The following is a 22,579-nucleotide window of genomic DNA, read 5'->3' as shown; positions in this document are numbered from 1 at the left end:
GAAGTCAATCGAAACTGGCCATCGAGCGGCGCAGACAGGCGTGCATATACGCCAGCTGATACTCCAGCGCCTCACGCGCCAGGCCTTTATCGCGCTCACTGAGCTGGAGCCTGCGCAAGGCCAGGCAGCTGGTTTGCAGCAGGTGCGCCATGCGCATACTGGCCTGGCGCAGTTGTTCGAGTTCGTATTGGCCCTCGAACTTGCGCAGCAACAGGTTGAAGCTGGCATCTGCGCAGTCTTGCAACAAACGGTGCTCGGCAAAATCCGGGACGCCCCGCTCATTGAGTTTGTCCAGTGCCGCCTGCGGCTTTACCGACTGCACCAACTCCAGACGCCGACTGCTCATTCAATGCTCCCTGGCCCACTGCCCGCTTGATCTGCCGGCAACGCTAGCAATGCGCCCAACGCCAAAGCAACTGACAAAACTACCAGTTGCCAGGGATCAGCCTGGGTGGCTAAGGGCGCGCAGGGTCATCAAGCCTGCCAGCGGCCAATCGCCTTCCAGCTCGGCGAGGCTGGCGGTACTCATTGGCGCGGCTTGTTGCCCATGGCCATGCTCGAGCATGCCGACCAGCGCCCCAACCAACGGCTGATGGCTGACCAACAAGACATGCTCCAGGCCCAACCGCTCGATCTCACCGATAACCTTTTGCACATCGCTTTCCGGAGTCAACCAGGGCACGGTGCGCACCGGCTCGGCGAAGCCCAGGGTGTCATGCACCAGTGCGGCGGTCTGCTGGGCGCGCACATAGGGGCTGGCGATGATCGCCTGCAGCGGCTGGCCGAGCAGCCGCGCAGCGCTGTGCAACACTTGCTCGCGGCCATGGGCGGTGAGGCGTCGCTCGGCATCGGTATTGGCGCGCGGCTCGGCCTCGCCGTGGCGTAGCACCCACAGCTTCACAGCTTGGGCTCCTCGTCACGCACCGGATGGGGCGCTGGGGCGACGGCATGCGGCGCCTCGCCTTCCGGGGTGCGCGGGGTTGGCCAGTCGGCGAACGGCCATGGCTTGTTATCGGTATGGAAGGTGCCGAAGCGACCGATCTGCGCCAGGTACTGGCTGAGGCTGTCGCCAAAGTTCATCAGGCTGGCGCTGGGCGCGCCATAGATCAGCCGGTAGATCAGCTGGACCAGGACCAGGCCGCCGAGCAGCAGCTCGGCCAGCTGCCAGACCACCAGGAACACCAGCATCCACAGCACCCGCAGGATGATCGACTCGCGCTGAGCGCGCTCGGGGGTATCGTTCATGTATTGCTCCTTGCTCTGGTCAGAGCCGCTGACGGCTCAGTTGAAACCGCTGGTGGAAATGAAGTCGACGTCGGTTTTCGGTTCGGCGCGCATCAGGTGCTCGATGACCTGGTTGAGCGTGCGACCCTCGAACAGGATCGCGTGCAAACCGGCCACCAGCGGCATGTACACCTGCGCCTCGTGGGCCTTGGCCTTGAGTACCTTGAGGGTGTTGACCCCTTCGGCCACTTCGCCTAAGCGGCTGACGGCCTGTTCCAGCGACAATCCCTGGCCCAAGGCATGGCCGACCTGGTAGTTGCGGCTCTTGGGCGAAGAGCAGGTGACGATCAGGTCACCGACCCCGGCCAGGCCAAGGAAGGTCATCGGGTTGGCGCCCAGGCTCACGGCAAAGCGGGTCATCTCGGCCAGGGCACGGGTAATCAGCATGCTCTTGGTGTTCTCGCCCATGCCCAGCGCCACAGCCATGCCGGCGATGATCGCGTAGACGTTCTTCAGCGCACCGCCCAGCTCGACGCCGAAGCGGTCGGCGCTGGCGTAGACACGGAAAGTGCGGCCATGCAGCACCTCCTGTACGCGCTGGCACAGCGCTTCATCTTCACTGGCGACCACGGTGGCGGTCAGCGCGTGCTCGGCGATCTCGCGGGCCAGGTTCGGCCCGGACAGCACGCCAATGCGCGCCTGCGGGGCGATCTCTTCGAGGATCTGGCTCATCAGCTTGAAGCTCTGCGCCTCGATGCCTTTGGTCAGGCTGACCAGGCATTTGCCCCGCAGCAGCTCGGCATGCGGCGCCAGCACGCTGCGCAGCGCGCTGGATGGCAGGGCGACGAAGATCAGCTCGGCGGCTTGCAGGGTAGCCAGCAGGTCGTTGACTGGCTCGACGCCGTCCTGCAGGCGAATGCCTTTGAGGTAGCGCGGGTTCTCGCGATTGACGCGCATGGCCTGGGCCTGGTCCGGATCGCGCATCCATTGGCGTACCGGGTTGCCGTTTTCCGCCAGCAGGTTCGCCACGGCGGTGCCAAAGCTGCCGCCTCCCAGCACCGCAACAGGTTGCTGTTCAGTCATATCCAATCCGTTAAAGCCATAAGTTAAGTGGCAACCGCTGCATTATACGGCCCGTGTGCGTCAGAACCAGTGGCAGACGCGTGCAAGCTGCGAAGTTGCAGGCAGCCTGCATGCGTGAACAAGCCAACACAGTACTCAGCCTTGACCTGAGCCGCTGGAAAAACCCGCAAGGTCAGTTAACATGCCTGTTTCAACACTGATACAAGGCCGTACCGTGTTTCCTGGCCCGCCACCGGTTCCTCGCCTGCTATTGCTGACTGCCCTGCTCGGCGGCCCTGCTGTGGCCGACGATCTGTTCATCGACAACCAGGACCTGCCGCAAGTTCTGACCGCCACCCGCCTGAAACAATCCCCAGCCGCGGTGCCGGGCAGCATGACCGTGCTCGACAGCGACCTGATCCGCGCCAGCGGCGCCCGGGATATTCCCGAGCTCCTGCGCCTGGTGCCAGGGATGATGATCGGCTATGGCGCCGGCAACCAGCCGACGGTCAACTACCACGGCAGTAACGTCAGCGAAGCCCGGCGCATGCAGGTGTTGATCGATGGCCGCTCGGTGTACCGCGCAGGCCTGGCCACGGTAGACTGGAGCGATATCCCGGTAGCCCTTGAGGATATCGAGCGGATCGAGGTGTTTCGCGGCCCCAACACCGTCAGCTACGGCGCCAACGCGCTGATGGCGGTGGTCAACATCCTCACCCGCAACCCCGCCGACAGCCACGGCACGCGCCTGAAAATGACCCGCGGTGAAGATGGCATCAATGACTTCTATGCCAGCCAAGGGCTTGGCTGGGACGGTGGCGACCTGCGCCTGTCGCTGTCTGGCCAGCAAGATGACGGTTTCGATCAAGACCAGTACGGCCGTGACTACCGCGACAGCCGCCGGCTGAATCGGATCAACCTCAATGTCAGCCATATGCTCGCGCCCAACCAGACCTTGGAGTGGCAGTTGGCGGCCAAGGAAGGCAGCAACCAGCGGCCTTACACCTACAAACCGGTGTTTCCCTTCGTCACCCGCGCCGGCGACAGCGCTGATGTCAACGCCAAGGACTACGCGGGCTCGCTGCGCTGGAGCATCGATATCAACCCCGAACACAGCCTGTACGTACAGGGTTCGGCGCAGCACTTCGACCGCCAGCAGGTGTGGCGGGCCTGTGATGCGGCACTCTCGTTCAGCCAGGAACTGACTCGTCTGTGGCAGATGGACTCGAACTACGCCGAGCAGGTGGCACGCAACATCACCAATCCCCCGGGCAACAGCAACCCCGCCTTACAGGCGTTGCGGGACCAGGTGAAACAGCAATGGGACAGCCAGGGTGGCAGCCAGGTGGTGTGTGGCGATGTCGACCAGAGCACCCGGGAAACCCGCTATGACCTGGAGATCCAGGACACCCTGAGCCTGACCGACAACCTGCGCCTGCTCAGTGGTGCCAATTTCCGCTATGACAAAGCCGACTCGCAGACCTACTTCAATGGCACGCTGGACGATCAGACCTGGCGCCTGTTCGGCCAACTGGAGTGGCGCGCGGACGAACACTGGATCCTGCAAGGCGGGGCGATGTTCGAAGACAGTCGCCTGTCCGGCAGCTCGCTGACGCCACGGGTCGCGGTCAATTACCTGATCACCCCGCGGCATGGCTTGCGGGCCGTCTACTCTGAGGCGGTGCGCTCGCCAGACATGTTCGAGAACAACGTCAACTGGAGCTACACGGTCAACAACCTGACGCCCTATCAACCCTGGATGGGCAATGGTGAGTACTTCGTCAAGACCCGCGGCCCGGGCGATCTGGACCAGGAGCGGATGCGCTCGCGCGAGCTGGGTTACAACGGTAACTTCAGCGATATCGACCTGAGCATGGATGTGAAGCTGTTCTACGACGAGATCACCGGAATGATCAGTGAACCGCTGCGCAACAACCAGTACATTGCCAGCAACGCCAACAAGGCCAGTTTTCGTGGCACCGAGGCGCAGGTCGACTGGCGCCCGAGCCTGCGCGATCGCCTACGGCTGAGCTACGCCTACGTCGACGCCTGGGCCAGCAACCGCAATGACAGCCAGAACAGCGCACGCAACAGCGGCTCGGCTGGCTGGATGCGTGACTGGGGCGCGGGTTGGTCCAGCGCGCTGTTCTACTATGGCGATGCCAACCTCAACGACTATCGCTTCGAGCGCATCGACCTGCGCGTGGCCAAGCGCCTGCGCATTCAGGGCACCACCCTGGAGCTTGCCGCACTCTGGCAGCAGCGTCTGGACGACGAGCCGATCACCCTGCCCCAGAACCGTTACGACAGCCGTCACCGCCTGAGCGTCAGCGCGGAGCTGGAGTTCTGATGCTGCGTCTGCTGCGCCTGCTGCTGCTCTGCCTATGGCCACTGGGGACGCTGTCAGCCAGCGAGATCCTGTTGGTCGGGGGTGACGATCAGCCCGGCATCCGCAATTTCGTCGAGGCCATGCAAAGCCGTCGCAGCCATGACCAGGTGCGCTTTCAAAGCGTGGCCGAGCTGCCCCGCCCCAGCCAGCTGAAAAGCGATATTCGCCTGATCCTGCTCGACAACGCCGCGCTGGAATGGCGCCTGGGCGAAACCGCCGGGCCGCCGGCTTTGGCCATGCGGGTCAGCCGGGTGCAAGTTGAACAGCGCCTGGGAAAGTCGCGTCCGGCCTATTTGTGCCTGCTCTGGAGTGACCCGCCGCTGGCCCGGCAACTGCGCCTGACACGCTTGCTGCTGCCCCAGGCCCGCCGAATTGGCGTGCTGTACGGGGAGCAAAGCCGCTTTCTGCTCGACGAACTGCGCCAGGCCGCCCAGCCCCTGGGCCTGGAGATAGTCGCCCAGGACTGGCCCGACCTGCGTGACAGCCGCCCGCTGCAGCACCTGTTGGGCAACAGCGACGTGCTGCTGGGGATCGATGACCCCGACCTGTACAACTCCAAGACCGCCAAGAACGTCCTGCTCAGCAGCTATGGCCGGCAGCTGGCACTGATCGGCCCCAACGTCGGCTTCGTTCGCGCTGGCGCCCTGGCCAGCACCTACAGCGACCAGGACGACTGGCTGGCGGTGCTCGACCGGCTGCTCGACCAGCCCCCGGCGCGCTGGCCGCGTAGCCTGTATCCCTCGCACTTTGGCGTCAGTGGCAACCAACAGGTCGCCCGCGCCCTGGGCCTGGAGCCGATTGATCCGAAGGCCGCCGCCCTGGCCCTGGCCGAAGGAGAACCCACCCCATGAGAAAGCGCCTGAGCTGGGACATCCATACCCGCACGCAAATCATCAGCCTCGGCCCGGCCTTGTTGCTGACGCTGTTGCTGATCAGCTTCTTTACCTTCGTGCGTATCCAGGACTTGCGCCAGGAGCTCAACCACACCGGCCAGCTGATCGCCAACCAGCTGGCGCCGGCCTCGGAGTACGGGGTGATCTCCGGCAACAACGAGGTGCTGGAAAGCCTGATGCGCGCGACCTTGAGCATTCCGCACGTGCGTTTTCTGGAAGTGCAGGACAGCCGCAACCATATCCTGGTGTATGTCGAGCAAGCCGATGAAAGCGCCAACCGCGCGCAGCGCGTGGAAGTGTTCCAGGCGCCGATCCGCCTCCAGCAGATCCGCCTGGACAACGACTTCCTGCAGCAAGGCAAGACGCCGATGCCGCGCATTGGCGATGACTACCTGGGCCGGGTAATCGTCGGCATGTCGGACGACGCCTTCAGCCAGCGCCAGCAAGAAATCGTCATCAAGGCCGGGATCCTGGCCCTGTTCGCCCTGTTGTTCACCTTCCTCCTCGCGCGCCGCTTGGCCATGAGCCTGGCCAAGCCCATCAGCGACATGGGCCACGCGGTCAAGGCGATCCAGCAGGGCGAGTTCAATGCCCCGGTGCCGGTGGTAGATGATAGCGAGCTGGGCCATCTGGCGCGTCACATCAACAACCTGGCCAGTGCCCTGGAGCAGGCCAGCCAAGAACAGAAGCAGGCAATCGCGCAGTTGATCCAGGCCCGCGAAGAGGCCGAACAGGCCAACCGCGCCAAGTCGGACTTCCTGGCCATGATGAGCCATGAACTGCGCACGCCGATGAATGGTGTGTTGGGCATGCTGCAATTGCTCGAAACCACCCAGCTGACCCACGAGCAGGCTGACTACACGGCAGTGGCCAGCGAATCGACCGGGCACCTGCTCAAGGTGATCAATGACATCCTCGACTTCTCGCGGATCGAGCGCACCAGCCTTGAGCTGGAGCATATCGATTTCAACCTGGGCGAGCTGATCAGCAGCAGCGTGCAGTCGTTCCAGCACAGCGCCCAGCAGCGCGGCCTGGACCTGCAGTTGAAACTGCCGACAGGCCTGGACCGGCTGGAAGTTGTCGGCGATCCGACACGCATCCGCCAGATCCTCCTGAACCTGATCGGCAACGCCTTGAAGTTCACCGAGCGCGGCCAGGTCGAAGTCGAGCCGCGCTGGCAGGTGCTCGACCGCCAGTTGATCTGGTTCAGCTGCGCGGTACGCGACACCGGCATCGGTATCGACAGCGACCGCCTGGAAATGATGTTCGTCGCCTTCCAGCAGGCCGACAGTTCGATCTCCCGACGCTACGGCGGTACTGGCCTGGGCCTGGCAATTGCGCGCACCCTGGCCGAACGCATGGGCGGCCAGTTGCGCGCCGAGAGTCGCGAGGGCCTGGGCTCGACCTTTACCCTGGAAATGCCCCTGGCCCTGGCCAGCAAGCCCGCCGCCCTGCTCCCAGGCAGCGCGGCGCAGGGCCAGCCAGGCGAGGCTGGCGGGCGGATCCTGCTGGTCGAGGACAACCCGGTAAACCAAAGCGTGATCGAGGCGATGCTGCGCAGCCTCGGCTTTGAGGTCAGCGTGGCCATGGACGGCGCGCAGGCGGTAGAGCAGGTCGACCAGCAGCGCTTCGCTGCGGTACTGATGGATTGCCGCCTGCCGCTGATGGACGGCTATGAAGCGACCCGGCGCATTCGTCAGCTACGCCAAGGCGCCGGGCTACCGATCATCGCCTTGACCGCCAGTGCCTTGCAGGGCGATCGCGAGCGTTGCCTGGCGGCTGGCATGGACGATTACCTGAGCAAACCCTTCAAACGCACGGAACTGCAGCGGATCCTGCAGCGTTGGTTACCCGGACAGACAGCCGCGACTGGCGATAAATGCTAAAGTGCGGCAGTCTTAGACTAGACAGGACCGCCGCTGGGCCTGAAAATACTGGTTTCAGTGAACACCTGTACTTCATTTGCCAGGTGCGCTGTGACTTTCACCACAACGCAATAGTCTACCTGTAGGCTGCCGCCTTGAGCTCATAGTGCTCTGGGATGGCCGGGAAGATTCATCCCCTGCCGCATGGGGATTATTGAGGAGCTCGCATGACCAAACAAAACGCCTTTACTCGGGAAGACCTGCTGCGCTGCAGTCGCGGTGAGCTGTTCGGCCCAGGTAACGCGCAACTGCCCGCCCCGAACATGTTGATGGTCGATCGCATCACGCATATCAGCGAGGAAGGCGGAAAGTTCGGCAAAGGTGAATTGGTCGCCGAGCTGGATATCACTCCGGACCTGTGGTTCTTCGCCTGCCACTTCGAAGGTGATCCGGTGATGCCGGGCTGCCTGGGCCTCGATGCCATGTGGCAGTTGGTCGGTTTCTTCCTCGGCTGGCAGGGTCTGCCGGGCCGCGGTCGCGCCCTGGGTTCGGGCGAAGTGAAATTCTTCGGTCAGGTGCTGCCTACCGCCAAGAAAGTCACCTACAACATTCATATCAAGCGCGTCCTGAAGGGCAAGCTGAACATGGCCATCGCCGATGGCTCGGTCAGCGTCGACGGCCGCGAGATCTACACCGCCGAAGCCCTGCGGGTCGGCGTGTTCACCTCCACTGACAATTTCTAAGGGTTATTCGCATGCGCCGCGTCGTTATCACTGGTCTGGGCATCGTATCGTGCCTGGGCAATGACAAAGAGACCGTCACCGAAAACCTGCGCAAGAGCCGTCCGGGCATTCGCTACAACCCGGAATATAAGGAAATGGGGCTGCGTAGCCAGGTTTCCGGTTCCATCGACCTCAACCTCGAAGAACTGATCGACCGCAAGGTGTTCCGCTTTGTCGGCCACGCGGCTGCCTACGCCTACCTGGCGATGCAGGACGCGATCAAGGACTCGGGCCTGACCGAAGAGCAGGTTTCCAACCCACGCACCGGCCTGGTAGCAGGCTCCGGCGGCGCATCGACCCTGAACCAGATGGAAGCGCTGGATACCCTGCGCGAGAAGGGCGTCAAGCGCGTCGGTCCATACCGTGTCACCCGGACCATGGGCAGCACTGTATCGGCGTGCCTGGCAACGCCGTTCAAGATCAAGGGCATCAACTACTCGATCTCCTCGGCTTGCGCCACCAGCGCCCACTGCATCGGTACCGCGCTGGAGCAGATCCAGTGGGGCAAGCAGGACATCGTCTTCGCCGGCGGCGGTGAAGAAGAGCACTGGAGCCAGTCGTTCCTGTTCGACGCCATGGGCGCGCTGTCCACCAAGCGCAACGACACCCCTGAGCTGGCCTCGCGCGCCTACGACGCTGACCGTGACGGTTTCGTCATCGCCGGCGGCGGCGGCATGGTGGTGGTCGAAGAGCTGGAACATGCCCTGGCCCGTGGCGCCAAGATCTACGCCGAAATCGTCGGCTACGGCGCGACCTCCGATGGCTACGACATGGTCGCACCGAGCGGTGAAGGCGCCATCCGCTGCATGCAGCAGGCACTGTCCACCGTCGACACACCGATCGACTACCTGAACACCCACGGCACCTCGACTCCGGTCGGTGACGTCGCGGAAATGAAAGGTGTGCGTGAAGTGTTCGGCGACAAAGCGCCGAAGATCAGCTCGACCAAGAGCCTGTCCGGTCACTCGCTGGGCGCCGCTGGCGTGCACGAGGCGATCTACTGCCTGCTGATGATGGAAAACAACTTCATCGCCGGCTCCGCCAACATCGATGAGCTGGACCCAGAGGTCGCTGACCTGCCGATCCAGCGCGAAACCATCGAGAACGCCAAGATCGATACGGTCATGAGCAACAGCTTCGGCTTCGGTGGCACCAATGCCACCCTGGTACTGAAGCGTTGGGAAGGCAAGTAAGACCTTAGCGCTCTAGCGAAAACGCCCCGACTGGTTCGGGGCGTTTTTTGTTTGTGGCGTTGCTGGGGCTGTGCCGACGCTATCGCGGGGCAAGCCCGCTCCCACGTGGAAGTACGCGCATTAAGTGGCTGTACGCGCATTACGTGGGAGCGGGCTTGCCCCGCGATAGGGCCGGTACAGCCAGCTCAATGCCCCTTGGGCAACACCGCCAGAAAATTCTCCCGCGCCACCTTCTGCGCGACCTGCTCGGGCAATGCATCCAGGAACGGATCAAAGCCATGCAGCTGCTCGCCCAAGGTGCCAAACCGGCCCACCACATCCGAGCCAAGCATGAACCGATCAGGATAGCGCTCGACCAACGCCAACCACGCCTGGCGCGGCTTGCCCTGCTCATCCAGCAAGTACGGCTCTAGTACGCTCCACGACAGATCAATGTACAAGTTGGGGTAATCCTTGAGCATTCGGGTCAGCACTGGCAAGAGAAAGTCCATCTGCGTCTGGTGCCGATGAATCTCCATGCTGGTACCCGCATGCGCCCAGATGAAGCGGGTGTGCGGATGATTGCGCAGCGGCTCCTCGATCTCGGCCAAGTACAGCGGGTTGCGCTCGCGCTTGGAGGTGATGTTGGAGTGAATCAGTACGGGTAGATCGCGCTCAGCCGCCAGGTGATAGATGCGCGTCATCGCCTCGTTGTTGGCCCTGGGCGTGTCGCCGCTGGTCAGGGCAGTAAGGTCATCGTGGCGGGTGAACACCTCGCCAATGCCTTGCCACAGCCCCGGATACAGCTCAAGCATGCGCTCAATATGGCTGACAGCATTCTTGTCCACCGGATTGAAGCCGGTCAGAAACGGATGGAAGCGCTTGCGCTGCTGCGGCGTTAACTTTTCAAGAGCAGCCGCCACATAGATATCAGTGGCGCTGTACCAATACGCATCGGCGTCGTCACCCGCGTAATAGCGTGGGCGCTTGGGTTCGTCTTCATGCCATTTCTTGGCCACCGAAACGCCAGAAATCATCGACTGGTCGATCCCTGCCTGGTCCATCGCCTCGAGCAAGGCCGGCATGCCTTCGGTTTCCTGGAAGAAGTCGACGTAGTGCAGGTGGGCATCGCTGTAGCGGTAGTCGCGGGCCTGGGCCACCTGGCAGAGCAGGCCCGAAACCAGCACGGCAGCCAGTGTTCTGGCGATCATGGCAGCATCCTTATCCTGATTCGAACAGAGTAGACCCGCGCGCGCTCGCCGCGGTTCAGCAATCGACCACAACCCGTTATGCTGGTGGGCACTTACCGCGCCGCCTGGAGCCGAACATGAGCAGCCCGTTGATCATCCGTCCGCGCGCCGAATCGGTCGAGGGCCAGCCGATCCTGCGCCCACTGCCTTCGGCGCAGTGCCGCAGCGTCGGCCCGTTCGTCTTCTTCGACCATATGCTGGAGACCGACTATGCGCCTGGCAGCGGCATGGATATCCGCCAGCATCTGCATATTGGCCTGTCGACCCTGACCTACTTGTTCGAGGGCGAAATCCTGCACAAGGACAGCCTGGGCTCGGATCAGCGGGTTTTGCCTGGCGATGTCAGCTGGATGACGGCCGGGCGCGGCGTCGCCCATGTCGAGCGCACGCCCGCGGAGGGTTTTGCCAACGGCTCGCGCCTGCATGGGCTGCAGGTATGGCTGGCCTCGCCACGTGAGCATGAGCAGGGCCTGGCAAGCTACAGTCATCACCCCGCGGCGAGCCTGCCGGTCAGTGAAGCGCTGGGCGTGCGCATCTGCTTGATTGCCGGCAACGGCTTTTGCCTGGAGTCGCCGGTGCCCGTGCTCTCCCCTACCCTGTACGCCCATGTGCGCATGCAACCGGCGACAACCCTGCTGGTGCCGAGCGAGCATGCCCAGCGGGCGCTGTACCTGCTCGATGGCGAGTTGCAGCTCAATGGGCAGGAGGTCGAGCCGTGCAGCCTGCTGGTGTTGCCGGAGGGTGAAGAGGTGACGCTGTATGCCGAGGGCGAATGCCAGTTGGTGCTGATCGGTGGCGCGCCGCTGGATGGGCCACGGCGGATGAACTGGAATTTTGTCGCAAGTGATCCAGCGCTGATCGAACAGGCCCGGGTGCGCTGGGCTGCTGGGGATTGGCCGGTGGTGCCTGGGGAAATCGAACGGATCGAGTTACCGCGCTAGTTGGGGCCGCTGCGCGCCCCTTCGCGGGCAAGCCCGCTCCCACAGGGATAGCGGCGCTGCGCAGATCAGTGGTGAGCTAAGTTAGACCCGCAAAGAGCTTTATTAAAAGCGTTGGGGCTATTTTTCACTCCTTCGCGGCGGTTCGGCGGCCTGGCCCGCCCCCAACAGGGCGTTTGATCTAGCTCACCGCTGACCCCACAGCGCGGCCCTCCCTGTGGGAACGGGCTTGCCCGCGAAGGGCCGCTGCGCGGCCCCGGCACACTCAACCTTTGAACACTTCCGCCAGCAGGTTGTGCATCGCCTTGAACGCCCGCTCCGAGGTCTTGCGGTCATACTGCATCTTGCCCGGCACATTGGCACTCGGATCAGTGAACGAATGCACCGCACCGCCATAGCTGAGCAACTGCCAATCGACCATGGCGGCATTCATTTCTTCCTCGAACGCCGGCAACTGCTCACGCGGCACCAAGGGGTCCGAGGCACCATGCAGCACCAGCACCGAGCCCTTGATGCGCTTGGCGTCTTCTGGGTTCGGCGTATCCAGGGTGCCATGGAACGACACGGCAGCCTTAAGATCAGCCCCGGTACGCGCCAACTCCAGCGCACAGCAACCGCCAAAGCAGAAACCGAAGGTCGCCACCTTACCCGGCTCCAGCAGCGCCTTGGACTGCCCCAGCAGTTGATCCAACGCCTCTTTCATGCGCTTGCGCAACTCACCGCGATCATTCTTCAGCGGCATCATCGCGTTGCCTGCCTCATCGGCATTGGCCGGGCGCACCGACTGGCCATACAGGTCAGCGATCAATACCACATAACCCTTTTCGGCAACTTCCTTGGCAATGCGCTCGGCACCTTCACCGATACCCATCCAGTTCGGCGCCATCACCAGGCCTGGTCGCCCCAGCGCACCGGGCTCATACACCAAGCGGCTTTCATAGGTCTTGCCGGACAGGTGATAGACCAGCGATTCGACGATTACCTTGCTCATCAAACTCCTCCTTGCACCATGAAAAAAGCCCGCCGAAGCGGGCTTTCCTAGCAACTAACTCAAGCAGACAGCTCGACCAGCAGCTTGTTCAAGCGACGAACGTAGGCCGCTGGGTCCTTCAGGCTGTCGCCAGCCGCCAGCGCGGCTTGATCGAACAGGATGTGCGAAAGCTCCGCGAAGCGGTCTTCGCTCTGCTCGTTGTCGAGCTTGTCGATCAGCGGGTGAGCCGGGTTGAATTCGAAGATCGGCTTGGAATCCGGCACCTTCTGCCCGCTGGCTTCGAGGATCTGGCGCATCTGCAGACCCAGGTCCTGCTCGCCAATGGCGAGGATCGCCGGCGAATCGGTCAGACGATGCGAAACACGCACTTCGGCGACGCTGTCACCCAGGGCAGTCTTCAGACGCTCGACCAAGCCTTCCTTGTTTTTGGCGACTTCTTCCTGGGCCTTCTTGTCTTCTTCCGAATCCAGCTGGCCCAGGTCCAGGTCACCGCGAGCGACGTCGACAAAGTTCTTGCCGTCGAAGTCGCTCAGGTAGCTCATCAGCCACTCATCGATACGATCGGTCAGCAGCAGCACTTCGATGCCTTTCTTGCGGAAGACTTCCAGGTGCGGGCTGTTCTTGACCTGCGCGTAGGTTTCGCCGGTGAGGTAGTAGATCTTGTCCTGACCTTCCTTGGCGCGCGCCAGGTAATCGGCCAGCGACACGCTTTGCTCGCCGCTGTCGTCATGGGTCGAAGCGAAACGCAGCAGGCCGGCGATCTTCTCTTTGTTGGCGAAGTCTTCAGCGGGGCCTTCTTTGAGCACCTGGCCGAAGTTCTTCCAGAAGCCCTTGTACTGCTCAGGCTCGTTCTTGGCCAGTTTCTCCAGCATGTCCAGCACGCGCTTGGTCAGGGCCGTTTTCATCGAGTCGATGATCGGGTCCTTCTGCAGGATTTCACGCGAGACGTTCAGCGACAGGTCGTTGGAGTCGACCACACCCTTGATGAAACGCAGGTACAGCGGCAGGAACGACTCGGCCTGGTCCATGATGAACACGCGCTGCACGTACAGCTTCAGGCCGCGTGGCGCTTCGCGCTGGTACAGGTCGAACGGCGCGCGGGCCGGGACGTACAGCAGCGAGTTGTATTCGAGCTTGCCTTCGACCTTGTTGTGGCTCCAGGCCAGCGGGTTCTCGAAGTCATGGCCGATGTGCTTGTAGAACTCCTGGTACTCCTCGTCCTTGACCTCGGTGCGCGGACGGGTCCACAGGGCGCTGGCGCGGTTGACGGTTTCCCACTCTTGCGCAGGTTGCTCTTCGCCTTCAGCGGCTGCGGCTTGCTCTTTGGGCAGTTCGATCGGCAGGGCAATGTGGTCGGAGTACTTCTTGACCACGTTGCGCAGACGCCAGCCATCGGCGAACTCTTCTTCACCCTTTTTCAGGTGCAGGACGATACGGGTGCCACGCTGTGGCTTGTCGATGGTGGCGACTTCGAACTCACCCTCGCCCTTGGACGACCAGTGCACGCCCTCGGCAGCTGGCAGGCCGGCGCGGCGGCTGTAGACGTCGACTTTGTCGGCGACGATGAACGCCGAATAGAAGCCCACGCCGAATTGGCCAATCAGGTGCGAATCCTTTTTCTGATCGCCACTGAGGTTCTTCATGAAGTCGGCAGTGCCGGACTTGGCGATGGTACCCAGGTGGGCGATGACGTCTTCACGGCTCATGCCGATACCGTTGTCCTCAAGGGTCACGGTGTTGGCGTCTTTATCGAAGCTGACGCGGATCTTCAGGTCGGCGTCGCCTTCGAGCAGCTCAGGCTTGGCCAAGGCCTCGAAACGCAGCTTGTCAGCGGCGTCGGAGGCGTTGGAAATCAGCTCGCGCAGGAAGATTTCCTTGTTCGAGTACAGCGAGTGGATCATGAGGTGCAGCAGTTGCTTTACCTCGGTCTGGAAGCCCAGGGTTTCTTTTTGTGTCTCCACACTCATGGTCTTCAAAACTCCGATCTGATGGCAGTTGTCGCCCAGCGGCCCGATTGGCCTGCTTTTACGGCGGGATGACAAGCAGATGGGGGCTGACCTGACTATTTCAAGGGCTTTTCTGGTTCGATCTTGAAATGCGCACGGGCGGTGGCGATCGGCGTGTCCCGATCAGCCTGCCAGGCGGTGATGGCGACGTTGGTCACCCGCCTGCCCTGGCGCCACAGCTGGCAGTGGGCAAAGGTGTCGCGCAGGTGGCCGGCGCGCAGGTAATCGATGGAAAAATCGATGATCTTGGGAATGCTCACGCTTTCGCTGTAGATCAGCAGGTACAGCGCGGCGCTGAGCTCCATGAAGCCTGCGATCACCCCGCCATGAATCGCCGGCAACAGCGGATTGCCAACGTTGTCCGGGTTGGCCGGCAGGCGGAACAGCAGCTCGTCGCCGCGACGTTCGCACTCGATGCCAATCAGGCCTGCATAAGGGATCAATGCCAGCAGGGGCCGGTAGTCGCCCGCCGCGTGCGCTTCGTTAAGGCGCTGGCGAACATCGCGGGGGATCATACGCCCTGCTCCTTCTTCAAGCTGTTTCCAAAGCGGATGCCCCCTTTGACCTCCTGGCCCAGGCGCATGAAGGTGCCGACCACCTGGCAGATGGGTTGCTCGGGGTCATCCTGATAGGCCGTGCCGCGGGTGAAGATCACATCACGGGTCACCCGATAGCAGTATGCGTGACCGTGGATAGCCTTGCCGGGGTCGGCCGGGTGCATGTAATCGATGCGCAAATCCAGGGTCGGGCACACCTCGAACTGCTCCAGCGCGCAGAGCGTGGCCATGCCGCAGGTGGTGTCCATCAGCGTGGTCAGCGCACCGCCATGCACGGCGCCGGTCTGGGGGTTGCCGACAATCATTGGCGACCAGGGCATTACCAGGGTCATGCCACTGGCGTCAGCGTGATGCACGCGCATCTGCAAAACCTGACAATGTTTCAATGCTGAGAGAAAGCGCTCAGCCATGGCTATCAAGGGCGTGTCGCTCATCGGGCGATTTCCTTGTACTGATTCGTCAGCGGCACAAAATCAGTGAAAAGTCTATGTAGAACGGGGCGTTATATATCTGTAATCTTCGCGGAACTTATTCCACTTACTTGAGCTCGAAGGAACAAGTAAGTTATTCCACCAAGGAGAGACACCCCCATGCGTAAACCTTTTGCTTTTGCTCTGATGCTGGCCGCTGCCATGGGTCTGGCCGCTTGCGACAAGGCAAGTGAAGACAAAGCCCAGGACGCACAGCAACACGCTGAGCAAGCCCAGGAAAAAGCGGGCGAAGCTCAGGATAAAATGAACGAGGCTGCCAAGGAAAACGCCGAAGCCGCCAAAGATCAGGCCGAAGCGCAGCAAAAAGCTGCTGAAGAAGCCGCTGAAGAAACCGCACCTGCTACCCCGGCTCCAACCGAGCCAGCTAAGCAGTAATCGGTATAAACAAAAAAACCCGACACTGTCGGGTTTTTTTGTGCCTGAAGTTTAAGGATTAATCGTTTCAGTCGATGCAATGGAACTTTCTTTAGCCGCATCGATCGGTGCACTTTCGGTCGGTGTGAACACCATCACGTCCAACACATCCGAATGGAACTCGCGGCGATAAAGAATCAGCACTACGCCAATCGTAGTGCCCATGAATATCCAGGGGCTAATGAACCAGGTCAACATGGCCATGCCGAAGTAATAAGAGCGCAAGCCCAAGTTGAACTGGTTGGCCGCCAGCGACAACACCCGCGCCGCGCGCGAGGCAAACGCCTTGCGCTCCAGTTCATTGACCAGGCGTTCGCCGATCATCGGCGCCGAACCGACCAGCACTGCAGCAAAGTTGTATTGGCGCATGCACCAGCTGAAGGTGAAGAAGGCATAAACGAACACCGCCGCCAGGCTCAGCAGCTTGATCTCCGAGACGCCCTGCGACGCCTCCTGCACCAAGGGCAGGTCGGCCAGCAGCGACAATGCCCGATCCGAGGCGCCAAGCACGGTGAGGATACCGGCCAGGATAATCAGGGTACTGGAGGCGAAGAACGAGGCGTTGCGCTCCAGGTTACCGATTACGCTGGCGTCGGCGATGCGGTTGTCGCGCAGGAGCATGCGGCGCATCCAATCCTCGCGGTACAGGTGCAGGACACTGGCCAGGCAAGCGGTGTCGCGGCCCTTCCAGATGGCGTAGCGGGTGTAGCCACCCCAGCACAGGGCGAACCAGCAGACCGCCAACAGATTGCTCAAATTGCTTTGGATGAAGCTCATGCAGGGTTCTCGACCGTTCAGGTGCAAAGAAAGATATTGACCGGTTTTCGACGTTTGGATTCGGTAAAAGGCACGTGCTTGAGAGAATAATCTGCTTTGCTCGTGCGGGCCTTATCGCGGGGCGAGCCCGCTCCCACGCACGACATCTGCGCAGATGCCTGAGTGGGGACCGACCAGAAAAAAACCCCGCATCCTGACGGATACGGGGTTTTTGGTCTCAACCATTTGCTGGCGCCCTTCGGCTTGTGGCCGGCGCCTGCCTCCTGGTCTCAATCCATCAGGCCATGGCCTCGCGCGGCTTGCCAAGCATGCGGTCGCAGACCACGGCCCCGGCCAGGGTGATGACCGAAGGCACCAGCCAGGCCATGCCTTCATTGCTGAACGGCAGGTGAGCCATGAAGTCTGGCAGCACGTGAGCCAGGCTGCTGCCCTTGATCGCATCGACCACGCCGAATACCAGCGAGACCAACATCACCGGCGCCAGAATGCGCGTCGGCGAGTTCCACAGGTCTTTGACGAAGCTCAAGCCCACTACCACGATGCACGGCGGGTAGATGGCCGTCAGCACCGGAATCGAGAACATGATCAGCTTGGTCAGGCCCAGGTTGGAGATCAGCAGCGAGAAGCCTGCCAGGATCACCACCAAGGCGCGATACGACAGCGGCAGGATCTGGCTGAAGTACTCGGCGCAGGCGCAGGTCAGGCCTACCGCAGTTACCAGACAGGCCAGCGCGATCAACACGGCCAGGAAGCCACTGCCCAGCGATCCGAAGGTGTGCTGCACATAGGCATGCAATACCGCTGCGCCGTTAGTGGCATCCGCCGCGATATCGTGGCTGCCAGCACCCAGGCGGAACAGACTGATGTACACCAGGGCCAGGCCGACACCGGCAATCAGACCGGCAATGATGGCATAGCGGGTAATCAGCTGCGGCGACTCGACACCGCGCGAGCGGATGGCATTGACGATGACGATACCGAACACCAGGGCGCCCAGGGTATCCATGGTCAGGTAGCCATCGGAGAAGCCCTTGGAGAAGGCTGCGGCAGCATAGGCCGGTTGCGCTTCGCCAATGGTCCCCGCTGGCAGCGCGAAAGCAGCGATGCCCAGCACAGCCAGGGCAATGATCTTCAGCGGCGCCAGGAAGCGGCCAACGGTATCGAGCAGCTTGCCCGGATACATCGACACTGCCAGCACCACCAGGAAGTACACCAGGCTGTAGATGAACAAGGCCAACGGGCTTTCACCGGTCAGCGGCGCCACGCCTACCTCGAACGACACCGTAGCGGTACGCGGGGTGGCGAACAGAGGACCTACCGACAGGTAGCAGACAGCTGCCAGCAGGCCGCCGAAGAACTTGCCGATCGGGCTGCTCAACGCGTCCATGCCGCCGCCGACCTTGGCCAGGGCGACCACGGTGATGACCGGCAGGCCGACCGCGGTGACCAAAAAGCCCAGGGCTGCCATCCACACGTGCGGACCGGACTGCAGGCCGACGATAGGCGGGAAGATGATATTGCCGGCGCCTACGAAAAGCGCAAACGTCATAAAGCCAAGTGCCAGGATATCCTGGCCTTTTAACACTTTCATTTAGGGTCGTACCACACTGCTGAAATCGGGATTCGAGAAGGGATTTCCCCATGGGTGAGGGAAATGCTGCCCGGCTTGATAGGCCAGACCCGTTTAGCGTGTCGTTCCCTTTTGGGGCACGGGCACAGAGTGAGCGCGTAGGTTAAACGTTTTGCCTGGAAAACGCACTGTAACAGTGCTGCTTGTCCGATGTGCGTATGTGTTTGTCGTCTGCGCGACCGAGGACGCGGGCAATTATCGCAGGACTGGGAAAGGGGTAAGGCTTAAAAATTCTATTGAACCGATCGATTTTCTGTTGGCTGATCCGGCCTCTTCGCGGGCAAGCCCGCCCCTACAGGGACTTCATGTGCACTGTGGGAGCGGGCTAGCCCGCGAAGAGGCCAGATCAACCAACAGCAATCTTGCCCCCCCAGAAACGACAAAGGCCACCCGAAGGTGGCCTCTGTGCGCGTGGGGGGTACTACGTGTTACTTACTTCTTGGCTTCCCAGCCAGTCAGCTCGGCCAGGGCCTTGCCGATGTCTGCCAGGGAACGCACGGTTTTCACACCAGCGTCTTGCAGGGCAGCGAACTTCTCGTCTGCAGTACCCTTGCCGCCGGAGATGATGGCGCCAGCGTGGCCCATGCGCTTACCAGCAGGTGCGGTAACACCAGCGATGTAAGACACGACAGGCTTGGTGACATTGGCCTTGATGTAGGCAGCCGCTTCTTCTTCAGCCGAACCGCCGATCTCACCGATCATGACGATCGCTTCGGTCTTCGGGTCTTCCTGGAACAGCTTCAGGATGTCGATGAAGTTGGAGCCTGGGATCGGGTCACCGCCGATGCCGACGCAGGTCGACTGGCCGAAGCCGGCGTCGGTGGTCTGCTTGACGGCTTCATAGGTCAGGGTGCCGGAACGCGAAACGATACCGACCTTGCCTGGCAAGTGAATGTGACCTGGCATGATGCCGATCTTGCACTCGCCCGGAGTGATAACGCCTGGGCAGTTAGGGCCGATCAGGGTAACACCCAGCTCGTCGCACTTGACCTTGGCATCGAGCATGTCCAGGGTAGGAATGCCTTCGGTGATGCAGACGATCAGCTTGATGCCGCCGAAGGCCGCTTCCAGGATCGAGTCTTTGCAGAAAGGAGCCGGAACGTAGATCACCGACGCATCAGCGCCGGTAGCTTCTACAGCTTCTTTCACAGTGTTGAACACTGGCAGGCCCAGGTGAGTGGTGCCGCCTTTGCCTGGGGTCACGCCGCCAACCATCTTGGTGCCGTAGGCGATGGCTTGTTCGGAGTGGAAAGTACCCTGCGAGCCGGTGAAGCCCTGGCAGATGACTTTGGTGTCTTTATTGATCAGGACGCTCATTACTTGCCCTCCGCAGCTTTGACAACTTGTTGAGCAGCGTCGGTCAGGCTGGTTGCAGCAATGATGTTCAAACCGCTTTCTGCCAGTACTTTAGCGCCGAGTTCGGCATTGTTGCCTTCCAGACGGACGACAACCGGTACTTTGACGCCGACTTCTTTCACAGCGCCGATGATGCCTTCGGCAATCATGTCGCAGCGAACGATGCCGCCGAAGATGTTGACCAGTACGGCCGCGACATTGCTGTCGGACAGGATGATCTTGAAGGCTTCGGTCACGCGCTCTTTGGTAGCACCACCACCTACGTCGAGGAAGTTGGCTGGCTTGCCGCCGTGCAGGTTGACGATGTCCATGGTACCCATGGCCAGGCCGGCACCGTTGACCATGCAGCCAATGTTGCCTTCCAGGGCTACGTAGTTCAGTTCGAACTTGGCAGCGTGGGCTTCACGGGCGTCGTCTTGCGACGGGTCGTGGAAGGTTTTCAGCTTAGGCTGACGGTACATGGCGTTGGCGTCGATGTTGATCTTGGCATCGAGGCAGTGCAGATCGCCATCGGCCTTGATCACCAGCGGGTTCACTTCCAGCAGGGCCAGATCGTGATCCTTGAACAGCTTGGCCAGACCTACGAAGATCTTGGCGAACTGAGTGACTTGCTTGCCTTCCAGGCCCAGCTGGAAAGCCAGCTCGCGACCTTGGAACGGCTGAGCGCCGACCAGCGGATCGATGGTGGCCTTGAGGATCTTCTCAGGAGTGTCGTGAGCGACTTTCTCGATGTCCACGCCACCTTCGGTGGAAGCCATGAACACGATACGACGGCTCGAACGGTCGACTACAGCGCCCAGGTACAGCTCTTTGGCGATGTCAGTGCAGGATTCGACCAGGATCTTGGAGACTGGTTGACCGTTGGCATCGGTCTGGTAAGTGACCAGATTCTTGCCCAACCATTGCGCAGCGAACGCCTTGGCGTCTTCTTTGCTGCGAACCAGCTTGACGCCGCCCGCTTTACCGCGACCGCCAGCGTGAACCTGAGCTTTTACAACCCACTCGGAACCGCCGATCTTTTCGCAGGCTTCTGCTGCAGCTTCAGGGGTGTCGACTGCGAAACCCTTGGAAACTGGCAGGCCGTATTCAGCGAACAGCTGCTTACCCTGATACTCGTGAAGATTCATGCTTTTTACCGTCTTCGTTAGGTACTGCGCTTCGGCGCTGCGCCAGTTACGGCGCCGCACCACCTGTGACCTTTAACCGTTGGGTGGTCCCAAAGGCCCGGTCCGGCGGACGTTCCGCGGTGAGTCATGCACGCAAGACTCACGACGGGCAGCCCGCCGTGGTTTCTTATAATTAACGCTTCTTACGGTTGGCTACGTGAATGGCACCGCCATTCACTGCTAGCGCGGCTTCATGCAGCGCTTCGGACAGGGTCGGATGGCTGAACACCATCATGCCGATGTCTTCGGCGCTGGTGCCGAATTCCATCGCGATTGCGCCCTGCTGCACCAGTTCGGCAGCCGATGGGCCAATCACATGCACACCCAGAACGCGGTCGGTCTTGGCATCGGCGATGACCTTGACGAAACCACCGGTGTCGTTGGCCGCCATCGCACGGCCGCTGGCCGCGAACGGGAAGGTGCCCACGTTAACCTCAACGCCTTCAGCCTTCAAGGCCTGTTCGGTCTTGCCGACCCACGCGATTTCCGGGTGGGTGTAGATAACCGATGGGATCAGGTCGTAGTTCATCTGGGCTTTGTGGCCCTTGATGCGCTCGACGACCATGATGCCCTCTTCCGAGGCCTTGTGCGCCAGCATCATGCCACGCACCACGTCACCGATGGCGTAGACGCCCGGAACGCTGGTAGCGCAGTAGTCATCGACGAAGATGTAGCCACGTTCGTCGATGTTGACGCCGCTGTCAGCCGCCAGCAGCTCGGTGGTCACAGGGCGACGGCCGACCGCAACGATCAGCTTGTCGAAGGTGATCTTCTGCTCGCCGTTGGCATCGGTGTAGGTCACTTCGACTTCGTTGCCGTTGACCTGCGAGCCGGTCACGCGAGCGCCCAGCTTGATGTCCAGACCTTGCTTGGTCAGGGTTTTCTGGGCTTCCTTGGCAACCGCGGTGTCTGCGGCCATCAGGAAGGTGTCCAGTGCTTCGAGAACGGTGACCTGGGCACCCAGGCGCGACCATACCGAACCCAGTTCCAGACCGATCACGCCAGCGCCGATGACGCCCAGACGCTTAGGCACTTCCTGGAATTCCAGGGCGCCGGTGGAGTCGACGATGACGTTCTGGTCGACCGGAGCCGGCGGAATGTCGATCGGGCGCGAGCCGGAAGCGAGAATGACGTTCTCGGCTTCGATGACTTCGGTGCTGCCGTCAGGCTTGGTGACTTCGACTTTCTTGCCCGCCAGCAGTTTGCCGTGGCCTTGGATCGAAGTAACGCCGTTGGCCTTGAACAGGGTGGCAACGCCACCGGTCAGGTTCTTGACGATGCCAGCCTTGCGGCCAACCATCGCAGCCACGTCCATCTTCACTTCACCAGTGGAGATACCGTGAACGTTGAAGCTCTCTTTGGCTTCCTTGTACTTCCAGGAGCTGTCCAGCAGAGCCTTGGAAGGAATGCAACCCACGTTCAAGCAGGTACCGCCCAGGGCCAGTTTGCCCTCGGCGTCGGTATATTTCTCGATGCAGGCGGTGCTCAGGCCAAGCTGAGCGGCCTTGATCGCGGCTACATAGCCGCCAGGGCCTGCACCAATCACTACCACGTCGAATTTCTGGGTCATAAAAGATTCCTTTTAAGCTTCAAGCGGCAAGCCTCAAGCGGCAAGT

Annotated in this window: 21 protein-coding genes; 7 read left to right on the top strand and 14 right to left on the bottom strand. The window is 61.5% G+C overall.

The features are described 5' to 3' along the window. Positions 1–4 precede the first annotated feature (4 nt). The 4 genes from HU737_RS04930 to HU737_RS04915 form a co-directional block, all read right to left on the bottom strand. Complete coding sequence (locus HU737_RS04930; RefSeq protein ID WP_186555724.1) at positions 5–346, bottom strand: hypothetical protein; 342 nt, start codon at positions 344–346, stop codon at positions 5–7. 96 nt (positions 347–442) lie between these two features. After that, positions 443–901 carry a phosphohistidine phosphatase SixA gene (gene sixA, locus HU737_RS04925; RefSeq protein WP_186555723.1) on the bottom strand — a complete coding sequence of 153 codons (459 nt, stop codon included), beginning with the start codon at positions 899–901 and terminating at the stop codon, positions 443–445. Continuing rightward, entirely contained in the window at positions 898–1,245 is a 348-nt protein-coding gene (locus HU737_RS04920; RefSeq protein WP_186555722.1) for a DUF4389 domain-containing protein, read from the bottom strand. Before HU737_RS04920 ends, sixA begins: the two co-directional genes overlap by 4 nt. Positions 1,246–1,281: 36 nt before the next feature. After that, positions 1,282–2,307 carry an NAD(P)H-dependent glycerol-3-phosphate dehydrogenase gene (locus tag HU737_RS04915; protein WP_186555721.1) on the bottom strand — a complete coding sequence of 342 codons (1,026 nt, stop codon included), beginning with the start codon at positions 2,305–2,307 and terminating at the stop codon, positions 1,282–1,284. 181 nt (positions 2,308–2,488) lie between these two features. Between HU737_RS04915 and HU737_RS04910 the strand changes: the two genes are divergently transcribed. From HU737_RS04910 to fabB, 5 genes are all read left to right on the top strand, one after another. Next, entirely contained in the window at positions 2,489–4,636 is a 2,148-nt protein-coding gene (locus HU737_RS04910; protein ID WP_186555720.1) for a TonB-dependent receptor plug domain-containing protein, read from the top strand. Next, on the top strand, positions 4,636–5,526 hold the full coding sequence (locus HU737_RS04905; protein WP_186555719.1) for an ABC transporter substrate-binding protein: 891 nt from the start codon (positions 4,636–4,638) through the stop codon (positions 5,524–5,526). Before HU737_RS04910 ends, HU737_RS04905 begins: the two co-directional genes overlap by 1 nt. Continuing rightward, positions 5,523–7,454, top strand: a complete 1,932-nt coding sequence (locus HU737_RS04900; RefSeq protein ID WP_186555718.1) for a response regulator — start codon at positions 5,523–5,525, stop codon at positions 7,452–7,454. Before HU737_RS04905 ends, HU737_RS04900 begins: the two co-directional genes overlap by 4 nt. Positions 7,455–7,660: 206 nt before the next feature. Further along, positions 7,661–8,176: a 3-hydroxyacyl-[acyl-carrier-protein] dehydratase FabA gene (gene fabA / locus HU737_RS04895; protein ID WP_101318173.1), complete on the top strand. Its 516-nt coding sequence runs from the start codon at positions 7,661–7,663 to the stop codon at positions 8,174–8,176. An 11-nt stretch (positions 8,177–8,187) separates the two neighbouring features. Then, positions 8,188–9,408 carry a beta-ketoacyl-ACP synthase I gene (gene fabB / locus HU737_RS04890; protein ID WP_186555717.1) on the top strand — a complete coding sequence of 407 codons (1,221 nt, stop codon included), beginning with the start codon at positions 8,188–8,190 and terminating at the stop codon, positions 9,406–9,408. Between the two features lie 185 nt (positions 9,409–9,593). Here fabB and HU737_RS04885 read toward each other — a convergent pair whose 3' ends face one another. Then, positions 9,594–10,598, bottom strand: a complete 1,005-nt coding sequence (locus tag HU737_RS04885) for an amidohydrolase family protein (RefSeq protein ID WP_186555716.1) — start codon at positions 10,596–10,598, stop codon at positions 9,594–9,596. Between the two features lie 116 nt (positions 10,599–10,714). Between HU737_RS04885 and HU737_RS04880 the strand changes: the two genes are divergently transcribed. Continuing rightward, a complete protein-coding gene (locus tag HU737_RS04880; protein WP_186555715.1) occupies positions 10,715–11,578 on the top strand; it encodes a pirin family protein in 864 nt (287 codons plus the stop codon). A 262-nt stretch (positions 11,579–11,840) separates the two neighbouring features. Here HU737_RS04880 and HU737_RS04875 read toward each other — a convergent pair whose 3' ends face one another. From HU737_RS04875 to HU737_RS04860, 4 genes are all read right to left on the bottom strand, one after another. Continuing rightward, positions 11,841–12,566: a dienelactone hydrolase family protein gene (locus HU737_RS04875; protein WP_186555714.1), complete on the bottom strand. Its 726-nt coding sequence runs from the start codon at positions 12,564–12,566 to the stop codon at positions 11,841–11,843. A 59-nt stretch (positions 12,567–12,625) separates the two neighbouring features. Next, entirely contained in the window at positions 12,626–14,533 is a 1,908-nt protein-coding gene (gene htpG, locus HU737_RS04870; protein WP_186555713.1) for a molecular chaperone HtpG, read from the bottom strand. A 95-nt stretch (positions 14,534–14,628) separates the two neighbouring features. Continuing rightward, positions 14,629–15,087: a PaaI family thioesterase gene (locus HU737_RS04865; protein ID WP_186555712.1), complete on the bottom strand. Its 459-nt coding sequence runs from the start codon at positions 15,085–15,087 to the stop codon at positions 14,629–14,631. Continuing rightward, positions 15,084–15,563, bottom strand: coding sequence for a PaaI family thioesterase (locus HU737_RS04860; protein WP_186555711.1), 480 nt, complete (start codon positions 15,561–15,563; stop codon positions 15,084–15,086). Before HU737_RS04860 ends, HU737_RS04865 begins: the two co-directional genes overlap by 4 nt. A 156-nt stretch (positions 15,564–15,719) precedes the next feature. Here HU737_RS04860 and HU737_RS04855 point away from each other — a divergent pair, with 156 nt between their 5' ends. Then, on the top strand, positions 15,720–15,995 hold the full coding sequence (locus tag HU737_RS04855; RefSeq protein ID WP_186555710.1) for a hypothetical protein: 276 nt from the start codon (positions 15,720–15,722) through the stop codon (positions 15,993–15,995). Positions 15,996–16,046: 51 nt separating this feature from the next. Here the strand turns inward: HU737_RS04855 and HU737_RS04850 are convergent, their stop codons facing one another. The 5 genes from HU737_RS04850 to lpdA form a co-directional block, all read right to left on the bottom strand. Beyond that, positions 16,047–16,811, bottom strand: a complete 765-nt coding sequence (locus HU737_RS04850; RefSeq protein WP_186555709.1) for a DUF599 domain-containing protein — start codon at positions 16,809–16,811, stop codon at positions 16,047–16,049. 277 nt (positions 16,812–17,088) lie between these two features. Beyond that, on the bottom strand, positions 17,089–18,402 hold the full coding sequence (gene brnQ / locus HU737_RS04845; protein ID WP_186555708.1) for a branched-chain amino acid transport system II carrier protein: 1,314 nt from the start codon (positions 18,400–18,402) through the stop codon (positions 17,089–17,091). Between the two features lie 471 nt (positions 18,403–18,873). Next, on the bottom strand, positions 18,874–19,758 hold the full coding sequence (gene sucD, locus HU737_RS04840) for a succinate--CoA ligase subunit alpha (protein ID WP_016393102.1): 885 nt from the start codon (positions 19,756–19,758) through the stop codon (positions 18,874–18,876). Beyond that, complete coding sequence (sucC, locus tag HU737_RS04835; RefSeq protein WP_186555707.1) at positions 19,758–20,924, bottom strand: ADP-forming succinate--CoA ligase subunit beta; 1,167 nt, start codon at positions 20,922–20,924, stop codon at positions 19,758–19,760. Before sucC ends, sucD begins: the two co-directional genes overlap by 1 nt. 172 nt (positions 20,925–21,096) lie before the next feature. After that, the gene (lpdA, locus tag HU737_RS04830) at positions 21,097–22,533 is read right to left on the bottom strand and encodes a dihydrolipoyl dehydrogenase (protein WP_186555706.1); all 1,437 of its coding nucleotides are present in this window, start codon (positions 22,531–22,533) and stop codon (positions 21,097–21,099) included. Positions 22,534–22,579: the final 46 nt, after the last annotated feature.

Origin of the sequence: Pseudomonas urmiensis, from assembly GCF_014268815.2 — a bacterium.
Lineage (GTDB): Bacteria > Pseudomonadota > Gammaproteobacteria > Pseudomonadales > Pseudomonadaceae > Aquipseudomonas > Aquipseudomonas urmiensis.
The sequence above is the reverse complement of the archived record's forward strand: the minus strand, read 5'-3'. Positions and strand labels throughout refer to the sequence as shown.